The organism is Parafrankia sp. FMc2, assembly GCF_041008525.1.
In the GTDB taxonomy this organism is placed as follows: domain Bacteria; phylum Actinomycetota; class Actinomycetes; order Frankiales; family Frankiaceae; genus Parafrankia.
The window spans coordinates 21036-37586 of sequence record NZ_JBFLUG010000074.1; the positions used below are offsets into that span (position 1 = coordinate 21036).

The 16551-nt window shown below is 71.4% G+C and carries 9 protein-coding genes; 2 read left to right on the forward strand and 7 right to left on the reverse strand.

The genetic code is table 11. The features are described 5' to 3' along the window. Window positions 1–28: 28 nt before the first annotated feature. The 5 genes from AB1460_RS22855 to AB1460_RS22875 form a co-directional block, all read right to left on the reverse strand. On the reverse strand, window positions 29–1339 hold the full coding sequence (locus AB1460_RS22855) for an ABC transporter substrate-binding protein (RefSeq protein ID WP_368963979.1): 1311 nt from the start codon (window positions 1337–1339) through the stop codon (window positions 29–31). A 66-nt stretch (window positions 1340–1405) separates the two neighbouring features. After that, the gene (locus AB1460_RS22860) at window positions 1406–4273 is read right to left on the reverse strand and encodes an ABC transporter permease subunit (RefSeq protein ID WP_368963981.1); all 2868 of its coding nucleotides are present in this window, start codon (window positions 4271–4273) and stop codon (window positions 1406–1408) included. A gap of 5 nt (window positions 4274–4278) precedes the next feature. Next, window positions 4279–6582, reverse strand: coding sequence for an ATP-binding protein (locus AB1460_RS22865; protein ID WP_368963983.1), 2304 nt, complete (start codon window positions 6580–6582; stop codon window positions 4279–4281). 56 nt (window positions 6583–6638) lie between these two features. Then, window positions 6639–9041, reverse strand: coding sequence for a glycoside hydrolase family 3 N-terminal domain-containing protein (locus AB1460_RS22870; RefSeq protein WP_368963995.1), 2403 nt, complete (start codon window positions 9039–9041; stop codon window positions 6639–6641). A 47-nt stretch (window positions 9042–9088) separates the two neighbouring features. Continuing rightward, window positions 9089–9322, reverse strand: a complete 234-nt coding sequence (locus tag AB1460_RS22875; protein WP_368963985.1) for a hypothetical protein — start codon at window positions 9320–9322, stop codon at window positions 9089–9091. A 326-nt stretch (window positions 9323–9648) separates the two neighbouring features. Here AB1460_RS22875 and AB1460_RS22880 point away from each other — a divergent pair, with 326 nt between their 5' ends. Further along, window positions 9649–10584 (forward strand): LacI family DNA-binding transcriptional regulator, encoded by a 936-nt coding sequence (locus AB1460_RS22880; protein ID WP_420497342.1) that lies wholly within the window; start codon window positions 9649–9651, stop codon window positions 10582–10584. Between the two features lie 157 nt (window positions 10585–10741). Here the strand turns inward: AB1460_RS22880 and galK are convergent, their stop codons facing one another. Together galK and AB1460_RS22890 are read right to left on the reverse strand one after the other, a co-directional pair. Continuing rightward, on the reverse strand, window positions 10742–11944 hold the full coding sequence (gene galK / locus AB1460_RS22885; protein ID WP_368963988.1) for a galactokinase: 1203 nt from the start codon (window positions 11942–11944) through the stop codon (window positions 10742–10744). Continuing rightward, window positions 11941–13092 (reverse strand): UDP-glucose--hexose-1-phosphate uridylyltransferase, encoded by a 1152-nt coding sequence (locus AB1460_RS22890; protein WP_368963990.1) that lies wholly within the window; start codon window positions 13090–13092, stop codon window positions 11941–11943. Before AB1460_RS22890 ends, galK begins: the two co-directional genes overlap by 4 nt. 261 nt (window positions 13093–13353) lie before the next feature. Here AB1460_RS22890 and AB1460_RS22895 point away from each other — a divergent pair, with 261 nt between their 5' ends. Beyond that, window positions 13354–16392, forward strand: a complete 3039-nt coding sequence (locus AB1460_RS22895; protein ID WP_368963992.1) for a glycoside hydrolase family 2 TIM barrel-domain containing protein — start codon at window positions 13354–13356, stop codon at window positions 16390–16392. The last annotated feature ends 159 nt before the right edge of the window (window positions 16393–16551 follow it).

The window sequence follows — 16551 nt, forward strand, 5'->3', positions numbered from 1 at the left end:
CGGCGAATCCGGACCGGCGGGGCCGGCATCAGCCGGCGGCGAGCTCGAAGGTCTTCTTCACCGGGTCGTAGGTCATGACGCGGGGCGGGATGTCGCCGTGCGGGGTCTGGCGGCCGTAGGTGGCGTCGTCGACGACGATCGGCAGGTTGATCTTGCCGAGGGAGAAGGCGGCCTGCTGGAACGACTGATAGGTGAGGTTCTTGCCAGCCTTCTGGACGACAGCCCTGAACAGGGCCAGGGTCTGGCAGGCGATCCCCTCGGAGATGGCGATCTGGGGCTGTCCCTTGGGGACGTCCCCCGGATTGATGATCTTGCCGCGCGCCGCGGGCACCGCGGCCTCGACGGTGGCAATGCAGGGGTTGTCCCGGGGCGTGTAGTCGACGGCCTGCCCCAGCGACAGGGCGCCGTCGAGGACCTTCAGATCGTCATCCGAGGCACCGAAGATGAAGGCCCCCGCCTGGTTGTTGCTCTGGAAGAGCAATTGGGGGCGGTAGCTGGTCTTCGCCAGTTCCGCGGGGAACTGGGACTGGGCGCCGGCGATCAGCAGGACTGCGTTGACGCCGTCGGACTGGAACTTCTGGATGAAGACGTTGAGCTGCGACGACACCGCGGCCGGGTCCTTGATGTCGGCGTCCATGACGGCCGTCTCGGTGATGGCGATGTTCCGACCGCGCAGGGTCGGCAGGACCGTCGTGTCCAGGAGCGCCTGGTCGTCCTTGTAGGAGACGACCGCGAGTTTCTTGCCGGTCAGGGCGCCGCGGTCGGCGAGCAGCGGCAGGCCGTCGGCGATCTCGTCGCCGCCTTGCAGGGTGGCGATCCAGGGCGCCTGGGCCAGGGCATACCGCGCGGCGGTGAGGTCACCCCCGACGACCGCGGTCTTGTGGGTCTGCACATAGCACAGCGCCTCGTCGGCGTTGAGGCTGCCGAGCACGGCGAAGACCTTCTCGTCCTCGGTCAGCCTCACGCAGGTCTCCTGCGCGCCCGTCGGGGAGATGACGTCGACGGCGCCGTACACCGGAATGATCTTACGGCCGTTGATGCCGCCCTCGCTGTTGGCCTTGTCGACCAGGGCCTGGAAGGCGGCCTTGTAGTCGCCGTGGTCGATCTGGATGTACTGCCTGACCTTGTCCAGGTCGGGATAGACGAAGCCGATCTTGATGCTGTTGGCGGTGACACCGGGCGCGACGGCCGGCGCCGCCGGCGGCGGGTACGCCTCGGCGGTGGGGCCGCCGCTGGCCGACGGGGTGTCGTCCTTCGACTCGACGCTGCACGCGGAGATCGCGAGTGCGGCGACGGCTGCGGCGATCAGTAACGGGCGCCTACGGCGGGGTGATCTCATCTGGCGGTCTCCGGGACGTGCGAGAGGTGTGGAATGGCGGTGTGAAGGGCGCTGGAGGGTGAGCCGCTAGGCGGGTGCCGCCGCGCTGTTCGGGGTGTGACTGCTGGCCGCCCCGGCGGGGGCGGCGCCACTGCGCGTGATGGCACGTTCGTCGGTGCCGAGGTAACTGGCGATGACCTTGGGGTCGTTGCGCACCGCGTCCGGTGTGCCCTCGGCGATGACGCGGCCGGTTTCCAGGCAGTAGACACGATCGGAGATGCTCATGATCAGGGGCATGTCGTGCTCGATGACGAGCATCGCGGCGTCGAGTTCGCGGCGGATCTCGCGGATGAGCGGGCCGAAGGCCTCGGTCTCGCGTTGGGCGACACCGGCGGTGGGTTCGTCGAGGCAGAGAAGGCGGGCGTCGAGGGCGAGCAGGCCGGCGAGTTCGACGATGCGCCGGGTGCCGGTGGACAGGTCGGCGATGAACGCGTCGGCGTAGCGGCCGAGGCCGAGGAAGTCGATGAGCTCGTTCGCGTCCGACCGCTTCACGCGCTCCTGGCGGTAGGTGTGTGGCAGGTGCAGGGCGGTGGTGAGCAGCTCGGTGCGGCCGCGGGCTTCCAGGGCGATCTGCACGGTCTGGCGGACGGTGAGTTCGGGGAAGAGGGTGGCGGTCTGGAAGGTGCGGCCGAGACCGGCGCGAGCACGGGTCGCGGAGCTCGCACCGGTGATGTCGCGACCGAGCAGTTCGACGGTGCCGGTGGCGGGCAGGAAGCCGCCAATGGCGTTCATGAGGGTGGACTTGCCGGCGCCGTTCGTACCGATCAGGCCGACGATCTCCCCGGGCTGGACCTGAAGGGACACGCCGTCGACGGCGGTCATTCCGCCGAACCGGACCCGGATGTCGCTGGCCGCCAGGACCGGGCGGTCCACCGGTAGCGGCGCTCGGTCCGCGGCCCTGGTGAGCGCCGCGGGAACGGCGGCGCGCGTCTTGCCCTCGGGCGCGGGACCGAGGCGCCGCTCGGCGAAGCGCAGGATCGCGTCGCGGGCGGCGTAACCGATCTGGACCAGGCCGCCGGGGAAGTACAGCAGCAGGACGAGCAGGCCCAGGCTGGAGGTCAGCAGCGGCACGACCGCGTTGCCGGGGAAGAACGCGGGCAGGCCGATGACCCACAGGGCACCGAGGACCGGGCCGTAGACGGAGCCGAGGCCACCGATGACGACGATGGACACCAGAGCCAGCGAGTCGGGGCTCAGGAAGTACCGGTCGGAGTAGGAGACGGTCTGCACGGCGCCGGCGAGCAGGCTGCCGCCCAGACCCGCGATGCCGCCAGCGAGCGTGAACGCGCGCAGCTTCACCCGGGTCGCGCCGACGGTGTAGGCCGCGGCCGTCGCCGGGTTGTCCCGGACTCCCACCGTGGTCCGGCCGACGCCGGAGCGGCGCAGCCGGGCGGTAACGGCCAGCACGACCGTCAGGACCGCCAGGACCAGGTAGTAGTAGGTGCGTTGGTCGGTGACGTCGATGCCGAAGGCGGTGTCGCGCGGGAACGAGGCCGTGTGGGAGCCCGGGTCCTGGAAGACGGGGCGGCGGTAGAGGTACTGCTCGGCGGCGATCCCGAACGCGAACGTGCTGACCGCGAGCAGTAGCCCGCGTACCCGCAGCGCCCCTGCGCCCACGATCGCGGCGAGCACGGCGGTGAGCAGGCTGGCGAGCGCGACGGCGACGGGGAACGGCAGCGCGTTCAGCACGACGGTGCTGCTCCCGACGGAGATCTGCAGCCCGCGGCACAGCGCCGCCGCCGTCAGCGCGCCGAGGCCGGCGAAGGCCATCTGGCCCAGCGAGAGTTGCCCGGCCCAGCCGGTCAGGATCGTGACCGAGACCGCGCAGATCGCGTAGCTCAGGATGATCGTGTAGAGCAGTTGCCGGGACGACTGGTGGACCAGCAGTGGAAGGACTACGGCGACCAGCCCGAGCAGCAGCAGCGGGGCGCGTTCGAGGTGGCGGACCCACCACAGGTCGCGCAGCCGTTCGGGTACTGGCCTGGCCTTGGGCGCGAACGAGAACGACGACGTCTCCAGACCGCGACTGCGGCTGACGAAGAAGACCGATACCAGGACCAGCAGGAAGATGACCAGGTCGGTCAGGCCGGGTTGGTCGAGCCAGTTGAACTGGATGAACGACTGCAGCAGTCCCAGCAGGACGCCGGCGAGCAGCGCGATACGCGGTGAGGTCATCCGGGCGAGCACCGCGGCGGCCAGCGCCCGCAGCAGCGTGGTGGGGCCCAGCGTGGTGATCTGGCTGAGGGACTTGTTCTGGGCGGAGATGAGGATCAGGCACAGCGTGCCGACGAGCCCGGCGATCGCCCACACGGCGGTGGAGACGGCCTTCGGGCTGATGCCCTGCAGCCGGGCGAGCTCGGGGTTGTCCGCCGCCGCCTGGACCGTCTGGCCGAGCACGGTACGGGTCAGGAACACCCCGAGCAGGATTGCGACGAGCGGGACCGTGACCAGGACACTGATCTGTGCCCCGGTGATGCGCAGATCAGATGTCGGTGACCAGGTTCCACCCCAGGGCACCGGATAGGACTCGGCCGTCTGGTCGTCGAGGTCGGGCAGGGCCGTGACGACGGTGAGAGCGAGCTGGGCGACACCGATGGTGGCCACAAGCATGATCACCCGGGGTGCCTGGAACAGCCGCCGGACCACGGTCAGGTCGATGAGGGCGCCGAACAGCGTCCCGACCGCCAGGGCGATGACCAGGGCGATCCAGTAGGGCACGTTCCAGCGCACGGCGAGCAGCGCGAACAGCACCGAACCGACCAGGCCCATGTTCGCCACGGCGAAGTTGATGACCCGGCTGGCGCGGTGTACCAGCACGATGCCGACGGCGAGCAGGCCGATGACCAGACCGGACACGGCGCCGTCGAACAGCAGCTGAAGGGTGGGTATCTGCATGACGGTCAGCCACCTTCCCGGCCGAGGAACACCGCGCGGGCCAGGTCGTCGCGTTCGGCCAGCTCACGGGCCGGGCCGGTGAAGCGGACCTGGCCCTTCTCCAGGAACACCGCGCGGTCGGCGATGGCCAGCGCGATGTTCAGCGACTGCTCGACGACGACGATCGTCAGCCCATCGGCCTTGAGCCGCTCGAGAATCGTCAGCAGGTCCGCCACCACCGTCGGTGCGAGCCCCAGGGACAGCTCGTCGATGAGCAGCACCTCGGGGTCGTGCAGCAGCACCATCGCGAGCGCCAGCATCTGCTGCTGACCGCCGGACAACGACCCGGCCAGCTGCGACTGCCGATCGGCCAGATCGGGGAACAGGTCCAGCACGTAGGCGAACCGCTGGTCCCGGCCGGCCCGGTCGCGGCGCATCCGGAACCCGGCCATCTCCAGATTCCCGCGGACCGACATCGTCGGGAACACGCCCTTGCCGCCGGGCAGCAGGTGCACCCCGTACTTCCCGCGTTGCTCCGGGGAGACGTAGGTGATCGTCTGGCCGTTCAGCCGCACCACACCCCGCGACGGGGTGCCGAGACCGCAGACGACCTTCAGGATCGTCGACTTGCCGGCGCCGTTCGTCCCGAGCAGCGCCAGCGTCTCGCCGCGGCGGACCTCGAAGGCGACGTCGAACAGCACCTGCACGTTTCCGTAGGAGAAGTCGATGTTGTTGACCTGCAGTACCGGAACGTTCTCTGGATCGGTCCGCTGCCGGTCCCGCTCCGCCAGCTCCTCCCGCAGGTCCGCGACCACCAGGGACAGGTCGCTCTTCACGAACGACGCGCCGCGGATCAGCATCAGCCCGCCGACCAGCGTCGACGGAATCCCGATCACCAGCACCGCGACCCGCGGGTCGTAAGCATCGCTGAGCAGCCCGGACAGCACCGCCCCGCCGGTTGCGCCGATGAAGAACATGTAGACCGAGGCCAGCGCCATGCCCAGGCCGCGCAGCCGGTAGGGCACCACGGACTGCACCACGGGGCCGACCATCGCGAACGCCACCGAGGCGAACACCACTCCGGGGATACCCAGCAGCCCGAACCCGATCCAGCCCGGCATGAACCACTGGATGGGCAGCAGCACCGCTCCTGGCAGGATGCAGTAGCCGAGCAGCGCCACCGCTCGCGCCGGGTCCCGGCGGTACAGCCGGTCATAGCGGGGGCCCACGATCGGCAGTGCGACCAGCAGCGCCGCACCGCCGAGCGAGCCCATCAGACCCCGTCGGAACGTCGACATCCCGTAGTGGTCCTCAGACCACAGGCTCGCCAGCACGCCCGTCGTGAACAGGCTGAAGCCCAGTGCCGAGAAGCCGACGATCGCCGCCTTGAGGGTGCGGATCCGCATCAGGCGAGCGAACGCCGCCTCCACCGAGATCGGCATCGGCTTCTCCGCCTCGAGCACCTCGCCCAGCACCGAGCGCATCTCATGCTGGCCGCGCGCCGGTTCCGGCAACCGAAATGCCACGATCGCGACGACCAGCGCCGGCAGCCCGAGAACGAGGAACGGCCAGCGCCAGCCGTCGTCGCCACCCACCCACGTCGCGATCCCCGCGACCAGCAGCGGACTGACCGCGCCCGCGGCGCGCGCGGCGCCATAGACCGACGCCGAGAGCCGGCCCCGAACCCCGATGGGATAGGCGTCGGCCAGCAACGACGGATGCACCGAGTTGTTGCTCGACTTCGCCACCCCGACGCCGAACCGGGCCAGAAAGAACAGGAACCCGTTGGCCGCCAGGCCCGACGCGAACACCATCGCCGAGAACACCACCCCCGCCCAGCCGATCACCCGGCTGCGCCGCATGTGGTCGGCGAGCCAGCCCATCGGCAGCGCGCCCAGCACCAGGAACGCGCCGGCCGCCGCCGAGATGAACACGATCGTCCCGTTGGACAGCCCCAACGAGTCCCGGATGTCCGGCGCCAGCACGTTCAGCGCTGCCGACTCCAAGTCGTCCAACGCGGCCAGCAGCACCAGGATCAGGAACGTCCACGAGCCGCCCGCGGCAAGCCCCTGACGCAGCGACAGCGGCTCACCGCCGACGCCGGGCAGCAGGTCGTCCGCGAACAGCACCTCCTGCTGCGACCGCGACTGCCGGGCCTGCCGTTCCGCCTCCGCGTCGATCAGGCCCGCTGCCAGACCGGCGACCGACGGAGCGGCACCATTCCCGAGGCCGCCATCGCCGCGTCGGGCGTCGGGCGACGTGGAACCCGTCGGAGGGCTGCCGTCGGTCGTGGTCGTGCCCCTGGGGGCGGGGGCGGCGGGGGTGCTCATGAGCGCGACCGGTCGACAGGCGATAACCGCCAGCTGTGGATTCTGGGCACCGTTGCCTACCTTCCGGGGACTGCTGTCGGAGCGACGGACCCGCGCACGGCGGCCTGCGACAGGTAGGAGCGGCGGCCGTCCAGGACCACCGGGTCGCCCGTGATCTCGAAGGCACCGCGCAGGCGGATGTCGTCGGACCCGCCGCCGACGAGGACCTGGACGGGTCCGGGTTCCAGCACGAAACGGCCGTCGAGGCCGACGTAGCCGAGTTGCGACATCGGGACGGTGAACTCGACGGCCGCGGCCGCGCCGGGGTCGAGGCCGAGCCGGGTGAAGCCGACCAGCTCCTGCGCTGGCCGGGTGACCCCGGTCGCCCGGTCCGCGAAGTAGAGCTGCACGACCTCGTCGCCGGGGCGCTCACCGGTGTTGCGCACGGTCAGGCCGACCGTCACTGTTCCGTCGGTGCTGACGTCCGCCGGGCTGATCTCGAGGTCGGCGTAGTCGAAGGTGGTGTAGCTCAGGCCGTGGCCGAACGCGAACAGCGGCGTCGAGGGCATGTCGAGGTAGCCACGGTGCATGTCCTGGTCGGTACGCCGGTAGCCGGTGCCGGTCGGCGCGGCGGAGTAGACCGGCGCCTGGCCGGCGTGGCGCGGAATCGAGACGGGCAGCTTTCCGCCGGGACTGATGTCGCCGAACAGGGCCTCGGCCAGGGCGGTGGCGGCGTGCTGGCCGCCGTAGTAGCCGTACAGTAGCGCCGGCACCTCGTCGACGATCTCGGTCAGCGCCATCGGCCGGCCCGTCAGCACCACACCGACACACGGGCTGCCGGTAGCGGCGACCGCCCGCACGAGCGCGACCTGGTTCGCCGGCAGGCCGATATCGGCGGTGTCGCCGCCCTCCCCCTCGGTTGCGTTCGACGTGAACCAGCCGCCCCGGCCACCGAGGGCGAGGATCACCACGTCGGCGTCGCGGACGGCCGCGGCCACCGCCGACAGGTCCACCGGCTCCGCGTCGGTCACCCCACAGCCCGCGCACACCGTCACCTCGGCCGCGGGTACACGGTCGCGGACGGCGCCGGCCAGCGACTGTGCGCCGTACGCCGTGCGCACGTACTCGTCGATCGGTACGCCGAGAGCCGCGGACAGCTCCGCGGCCATCAGCTGGCGGACCTCGTCCGGGATGTCCGCGGACAGGTGCTCGGTCCCGGGGATCGCGGCCGCCTCGCCCCGGAAGCGTGCCGAGAGCATCTCCAGCATGGCTGGGAAGGTGTAGGCGGGGAACGACACCGAGACGCCCTCGGCGTGCGGGCCGATGACCGCGATCCGCCGTATGCCGTCCGACAGCGGTAGCAGACCGCCATCGTTCTTCAGCAGGGTCATCGACTGCCGGGCGAGCCCGTGGGACAGCGTGCTGCCCGCGCGCGCCGTCGCGCCGACGACGACCGGTTCCTCGTTGACGTAGGGCTCGTCGAACAGGCCGAGGGTGAACTTGTCCCGCAGCACCCGCCAGCACGCCTGATCCAGCTGCTCGGCCGGGACCTCGCCGCGCCGCACGGCCTGCGCCAGCGTCGCACCGTAACCATCGGCGATCGGCAGCTCGACGTCGATCCCGGCGGCCAACGCCAGCCGGCCGGCCTCCTCGGCATCCCGGGCGACGCCGAGGCGCCGGTACAGGTGGCCGATGGTGTCGTAGTCGGAGACCACGGTCCCGGCGAAACCGAGCCGTTCGCGCAGCAGGCCGTCAAGGACCTCTCGACTGGCGCCGACCGGGACGCCGTCGACAGTGCTGTAGGAGTTCATCACCGCGCGCAGACCAGCGAGCCGGATCGCCGCCTCGAACGGCCGGGCGTACACCTCGTACAGCTCACGCGGCCCGAGGTTCGTCCGGGCCATGTTCTGACCGGCCTCGCTGACGCCGTAGCCGAGGAAGTGCTTGCCGGTGGCGATCGCCCCGGCTCGCGGGTCGTCACCCTGCAGGCCACGGACGAACGCGACCCCCATCGCCGAGACCAGATACGGGTCCTCGCCGTAGGTCTCGTGCACCCGGCCCCACCGGGCGTCCCGGGCCACGTCCAGGACCGGCGACAGGACGAACGGATGGCCGATCGCCCGGACCTGGCGGCGCAGGACCGCCGCCATCTCCTCGACCCCGTCCGGGTTCCACGTCGCCGCCAGCCCGATCGCCGTCGGGAAGCTGGTGAACCCGGGTGACACGACCCCGTTCAGCGCCTCCACATGGAAGATCGCCGGGATCCCGAGCCGGGTCCGGGTCACCAGGAACCGCTGGATCTCGTTGACGGCCTTCGCCACCTGGTCGGGCGCCTTGTGGCCCATCATCCCGAGCGCCGCGAGGTGCCCGATCCCCTGGCCCAACAGCCGCTCGGCCGCGGGCTCCACCAGGCCGTGCACACCGAGCAGACCGATCGGCATCGCCCCGGTGACCTGCTGCGCCTTCTCCTCGACCGTCATCGCCCGCAACAGCTCGTCAGCCCGGGCCTCCGGGCTCGTGGCGTCGTTCACGCGTCTTCCTCAGCGGCGACGGCGACGACCTCGCCGGACGCGTCGACCGCCGGGAACCACACCGTGAACCGGCTCTTCTCCCCAGCTGGCGGGGCACCAGCCGCAACGCCGTCAACCGGCAGCCCGGCCTGGTGCGCCTCCCAGCCCCCCGTCGACCGGCGCGACGGCACCAGGACGGGATCGGCCTCGGGACGGAACAGCCAGCCGTCATTGAAAGAACTGCGGATCACTCGAGCTCTCCTGATCGCATCCGATTACGAGCCGCCTCGGACCGGAGGTGGGATGTGAGCGGACTCGCGGCGATGACGCTGGCCCTAGGCGGGGAGCCCGAGCCGTCCGGATGCCGAACCGGCACCCCGCCCCACACCGTGCCCCACGCCACTAACGGGTGTTAGTGGCGGAGTTGCAAGCTATCATTGCCGGCTAACGCGTGCAAGCGGGGAGAAATGGACCGGCGGTACGCTCGGCTGGTCGCGACGATGGGGGGCGAACAGCCGTGTCGGAAGCGACTACGACGAGACGTACAACGGCCGAGGATGTCGCCCGGGAGGCCGGGGTGTCCCGGGCGACCGTGTCGTTCGTGCTGAACGACACCCCCAGGCAGACGATCCCCGAGGGCACCCGGCTGCGGGTGCGGGAGGCCGCGGAACGCCTGGGCTACCGGCCCAACCGGGCCGCGCGCGCGCTCGCCAGCGGCCGCAGCCGAATCGTCCTGCTCGCGCTGCCCGACTGGCCCATCGAATACCGGCTCCGCGACTACCTGGACGAGGCATCCCTCGTGCTCGGCAGAGCCGGCTACGCCCTCGTCCCCTACACCCACCAGCCAGGCAACCAGGCCCCGCCGCTGTGGGAGACCCTCAGCCCCGACCTCGTACTCGGACCCATCCCCTTCAGCCCGACCGACATCGCAGCGATGCGTGCCAGCGGTGTCCGCAGGATCTACCCCGACCCCGGCCAGGGGAGCCTGCCCGACATCTCGCTGACGATCAGCGCCGGCCCGAACCTCCAGGTCGACCACCTGCACACACGAGGACACCGCAGGCTCGTCTACGCCGCCTTCACCGACCCACGCTTCACCGGGCTGGCGACGGCACGCCACCGGGCAGCCCGCACCCGCGCCCAGGCACTCGGCCTGACACCACCGGATCTGGCGACCATCGACTACCGCGACGACTCCGTCGACCACATGGTCCGCCGCTGGCACGACACCGCCATCACCGGTGTCATCGCCTACAACGACGAGGTCGCCGCGACCGTCACCGGCGCCGCGGTACGCCTCGGCCTACGGCTGCCCGAAGACCTCGCCGTCGTCGGACACGACGACACCCCGATCGCGACCATGTTCGCGCCCAGGCTCTCGACCGTCCGGTTCGACACGTCCGCCCTCGGCCAGCGGTTCGCCGAGTTCGCGCTGCACCTGCTCGACGGCCGCCCGCTGACCGCCGACGAACCGCTGCCGGGCCCCGCGCTCGTCCACCGCGAGACCAGCTGAGACACCGGCCGGACATGCGGTCACGAGAACCCCATTCGACGACCGCGATCTGGTCGGCGGCGCGGACTGTGGCGAGGCGGTGAGCGATGACCACGGCCGACGGTTCCGCCGAAGGCCGACCTGGCCGTGGCGTGCCTTGCCAACAGGAGGGCGCTGGTCACAGCAGTGTGGTGCCCTCGACCGGGCGGCAGAGATAGACGCGGCCTTCCAGGCCCGTCCTGGCGCGGTAGCGCGCCATCGCCTGCTCGACGAAGGCGTCGGCGCTGCCCGCCTGCACGAGCGCGATGGCGCAGCCCGCGAACCCGCCGCCGGTCATCCGGGCGCCGTAACAGCCGGCCGCGGCTTCGCTGGCGGCGACGGCAGCGTCGAGCGCGAGGCTGGAGACCTCGAAGTCGTCGCGCAGCGAGCGGTGCCCGTCAGTGAGCACTGTGCCCGCGCGGGCGAGGTCACCCCGGCGCAGCGCGTCGCCGAAGTCACGGACCCGCTGGTTGTCGGACACGACGTGACGGGCGCGGCGCAGCGCGGTCGGGTCGAGCCGGCGCGCGGCGTCGGGGGGCAGTTCGGCGCCGACGTCGCGCAGACTGGCTACCCGCAGCTGCGCCGCCGCCCGCTCGCAGTCGGCGCGGCGCGTAGCGTAGGCGCTGGTCACGAGCTTGCGGCGGGTGCCGGTGTCGAAGATCGCAAGCGCGGCCGTGTCCGGGATCGGGACGGGCGTCGTCGCGCGGTCGCGGAAGTCGATCTGCAGGGCGTGGCCGGCGACGGAGGCGGCGCACGCGAGCTGGTCGAGCGGCCCGGTCGCGGCGCCGACCCAGGTGTTCTCTGCCTGCTGGGCGAGTGCGGCGGCCCGCGGCGGATCCCAGCCGACGTCCCAGACATGTGCGCAGGCGCGGGCGACAGCAAGCTCCAGCGCGGCGGAGGACGACAGCCCTGCGCCGAGCGGCAGATCGCTGGCGACCGCGCCCCGCCAGCCCCGGCACGCCTCCGGTGTGGTGAGCGCCGCCGAGAGGACGACGACCCCCTCCACGTAGCCGGCCCAGCCGTCCTGGGCGGCGGCGGCGCGGCTCGGTGGCCCGGGCGGCGGAGGTGGCGCGGCGGGCAGCGAGACCGTCGCCGGCACCGGGTCGTCCTCGGAGACGAGATGGACGCAGCCACCGCCTGTGCCGGTTGGGGACAGGGCGAACGCGAGGCACAGTTCGAGGTTGATCGCGGCGGGCATGCTCAGGCCGTCGTTGTAGTCGGTGTGCTCGCCGATCAGGTTGACTCGCCCCGGTGAGCGGACCACATGGGCCGGGGCATGCCCGTACGCCCCAGTGAAGGCCGCGACCGCCCGTCTGGCCGCGTCTCCCTTGCCCGCGGTCACGAGGTCGCCGGCCGGACGGCGGCGCCCGAGGCGTCGATGGCGAGGGCGCGTAGCCGGCTGGCGGCTTGCTCCGGGGTGATGTCGCGCTGGGGGCCGGCGAGCATCTCGTAGCCAACGAGGAACTTGCGAACGCTCGCCGAGCGCAGCAGCGGGGGGTAGTAGTGCGCGTGAAGCTGCCAGTGCTCGCTGTCGGCCAGATCTGCGGTGGCCGAACCGCCGTCTACTGGTCCGGGGGCGCCGTGCCAGCCCATCGAGTAGGGGAACGGGACACCGAACAGGCCGTCGTAGGCGGTCAGCAGGGTCCGCAGGATTGCGACCAGGCTGTCGCGCAGGGACGTGTCGAGGTCGGCGAGGCTGGCGACGGGGCGCAGCGGCAGCAGCATCGTCTCGAACGGCCAGACCGCCCAGTATGGGACGACGACGAGCCAGTCGTCGTTCGCGGCGACGACCCGCTCGTCGGCGGCCTGTTCGGTCGCGGCGTAGTCGGCGAGCAGGCGGCGGCCGTGCTGGCGCCAGTAGTCGCGCTGGTGGGTGTCCTCGGCGGCGGGCTCGTCGGGCAGCGCGGAGCTGGCCCAGATCTGGCCGTGCGGGTGCGGGTTGGACGCGCCCATCGCCGCGCCGCGGTTCTCGAAGATCTGGACCCAGCGCCAGCGGGCGGTGAGTTCCCGGGTCTGCGCGACCCAGGTGTCGACGACGGCGGCGAGCGCGTCATCGGGCATCGCGGCGAGATGCTGGTCGTGGCGGGGGCCGAAGCACACCACCCGGCACTCACCGGCGACCGGCTCGCGGCGTAGCAGCGACTCGACGGCCGCCGGGCCCGGCGGGGTCTCGGCCCACGCCGTGGCGGCGCCGTCGTCGTCAGGGCAGGTCGCTGGCCGCAGCGCGGGAAAGTCGTTCGTGAACACGTACGGCCCCGAGTAGTCGGGGTTGCGGGGCGCCGCATCGTCCAGGCCGGCGCCTCGCGGGTTGCCTGGGCAGAGCGGGCACGTCGGGTCGTACGGCGCGGCGACGTCCGGCGCGGCCACTTCGGCCTGACCGGACCAGGGCCGCCGGTCCCGCCCGGCTGACACCAGGACCCACCGGCCGCGCAGCGCGTCGAAACGGCGATGGGCTCCGGGCGCGCTCGCGGAGCTCGCGGTAGTTGTCATTGTCCTCGGCGTCTCCATGGGGTGCCGTCGCGGTCGGCTCGCGGCGGCGATGACGGTCTGGTGGTTCGGGACGGTCGGGTACCGAGGCCCGGCTGCTTCCTCGCGTCGCCGGCGCCGCTCTTGCCCACGAGCCCCCTCGTTCCTGGGGCAGGCGCGGGAGCGGGCGCCCGCCTCGATCGGCGCTGAGGTTACCAGCGTGAACTATCGCGCGTAAGTATGCTTCCTGCGCACGCCCCACTCCGGCCGGACGAAGGGACATTCATGACCGGGACCGACTTCGCCGCGATGCCATGGGACGACTCCGGGTTCCACTCGATCGGCAGACTGCCGATGCATGGGCTGCGCCGCGCGGCCGAGGTCGACCTGGACGGCGAGTGGGACTTCCAGCTGCGCGCCGGCCTCACGCAGCCCGGTCAGGACTGGACGCCGGTTCACGTTCCGGAGCTGTGGACGATGCGGGAGGCGGCCGACCGGCCGCACTACACCAACATCGTGATGCCCTTCGACGAGGTCCCGCCGCAGGTCCCGGCCCACAACCCCGTCGGCGTCTACCGGCGGACGTTCGAGCTGGCGGCGTTCGACGGCCGGCGGGTGATCCTGCGGGTCGGTGCGGCTGAGGGCCTGCTGCGGGTGTTCATGAACGGCTGGCCGGTCGGGATCAGCACCGACTCGCACCTCGCCGCCGAGTTCGACGTGACCGCGGCGTGCCTACCGGGGCAGAACACGATCGAGCTCGCGATCGCGAAATGGTCGTCGATGTCGTACCTCGAGGACCAGGACCACTGGTGGCAGTCCGGGCTGTCCCGCTCGGTCGGCCTCTACACCGTCCCGGAGACCCGGCTGGCCGATCTGAAGGCCGTGGCCGACTTCGACCCGGCCACTCGGACGGGATCGCTCGACCTCACCGTCCTCACCGCCGGGCTGGCCCACGTCACGGAGCCGGGCTGGGAACTCCGGGTCCGGCTTCTCGACGAGGAGCACACCGTCCCGGTGGCCGTGCGGACGGCCGCCCCTGCGCTGCCACCCCCTACGGACGAGCGGTCCCAGCGACCATCGCCGTTACTGCCGCCAGACACGCTGGACCTGCTGACCCTCACGGCCGCGGCCGCGCCGATCCCGGCACCGCTCGCCGGCTTCGCGGACCGTTTCGGCCAGTTGATGCGGCCCGGGCCGCTCGCCGGCACCGCCCAGCTCACCCTGCCCAGCCTCGCGGTCGCCCCCTGGTCGGCGGAGAGCCCCGCCCTCACCGACCTCACCGTCACGCTGGTCTCCCCACAGGGCGAGACCGTCGACACCACGAGCATCCGGATCGGTTTCCGCCGGGTCCTCGTCGAGGGCCGCGACCTGCTGGTGAACGGCGGCCGGATTCTCGTGCAGGGTGTCAACCGACACGACTTCGACCCGAGGACGGGCCGGGTCGTCTCTGCTGAGCGCATGCGCGCCGAGCTGGCCCTTCTCAAACGGTTCAACGTCAACGCGATCCGCACGTCGCACTACCCGAACGACCCGGTCTTCCTCGACCTGTGCGACGAGTTCGGCTTCTACGTCACCGACGAGGCCGACATCGAAGCCCACGGTTTCGCCTCGCAGATCTGCCAGGAGCCGACCTACCTGCCGGCGATCGTCGAGCGGGTCTCCCGGATGGTGTTGCGCGACCGCAACCACCCCTCGGTCATCGTCTGGTCGCTCGGCAACGAGACCGGCTACGGGCCGAACCACGACGCCGCCGCCGGCTGGCTGCGCCACTTCGACCCGACCCGCCCGGTGCACTACGAGGCCGCGATCGCCTTCGACTGGTACGGCGCCCACGCGGCCACCGACCTGGTCTGCCCGATGTATCCGGCGTTCGAGGCGCTTGCCGCCTACTCGGCGGACCCTCGCGGGGATCGCCCGCTCATCATGTGCGAGTACGCCTACTCCCAGGGCAACGCCACCGGTGGGCTCGCCGACTACTGGGAGCTGATCGAGAACAGCCCCGGCCTGCAGGGCGGCTACATCTGGGAGATGTACGACCACGGCCTCGACCCCGAAGGGGACGGCCGGTACCGGTACGGCGGCGACTTCGGCGACGAGCCGAACGACGGTGTCCTGTGCATCAACGGCATCGTCTTCCCCGACCTCACACCCAAACCCGCCCTCTACGAGGCCCGCGGCCTGTTCAGCCCGGTAAGGCTCGTCTCCGACGCCGCCGCCGCGCTCGCAGGCAGGCTGCGCCTGCGCAACCGGCAAATCTTCAACGACCTGAGCGCCTACGCCCTGGAACTGCACGTCGACGCCACCGACGGCCCGACGGACCCGGTGACGCTCGCGACACCGCCCGTCGCACCCGGCGCCGAGGCCAACGTCGTCATCCCCGCCGCACTGCGCGAACGGCTCACCGCCGGCTCCGCGCTAGCGGTCACCGTCACCGTCCGCACCGCGCAGCCCACCGGCTGGGCCGACGCCGGCACCGTCGTCGCCATCCACCAGGTGACGCTGCCGCTGCCCGAGGTCACCGCGCCGGCGGTCGGGGCCGGGGCACCCGGCCACGTGCCCGTCGACGCCGAGGGCCGGCTCACGCATCCGCTGCTGCGCGAGGCGCCGACGCTCGCCCTGTGGCGCGCTCTCACCGACTGCGACGAGTCGTTCCCGCTCGACCAGCGGTTCGTCCGCTCCGGCTTCTTCCGCCTCACCCCGACATCGACCCAGGTCGACCAGGATGGCGACCACACCGTCGTGACCACCCTCCTCACCGCCGCGTTCGGCGACGAGATCACCCACCGGCGGACCATCACCGCGCTCGGCAACGACCACTACCGGATCGTCGAACACGTCTCGCTGCCCACCGGGACCACCGACGGCCTGCGCGTCGGCATCCGGTTCGAGCTCGCCGAAGGCTTCACCGACGCCGAATGGGTCGGGCTCGGCCCCTGGGAGAACTACCCCGACCGGCGCACCAGCGCCCTGCTCGGCCGGTGGCAGCGTCCCATCGACGAGCTCGCCCTGCCCTACATCAGACCGCAGGAGAACGGCGGCCGGGGCGACGTGCGGGCGCTGCGCCTCACCGGCCCCGCCGGCGAGGTCATCACCACGCATCCGGTCCCGGTCCAGATGAACGTCGCCCACAACACCGTCGACGACCTCGAAGCCGCGAAGCACTGGTGGGAGCTGCCGGACCGGGAGACGACCACAGTGCACCTCGACATCGCGCACCGCGGCGTCGGAACCGGCGCGCTCGGACCCGACACCCGCCCGCGCCACCGTCTGACCGGCGACACCTACATCTGGACCTGGGAGCTGCACCTGCATGCGATCTACTGATGATTAATGCGAGAAGTCATGTTGATCCGAGCTCTTCCCAAGCAAGCCCGGTCTCGGCAAGGAACCCGACAAGAAGATCGGGCCGGTACTGCACACGTTTCAGTCCGTGCTTGACGGCCCGAAAGACCTCGTCGATACCCCGAGCGGCCAGATGCACCA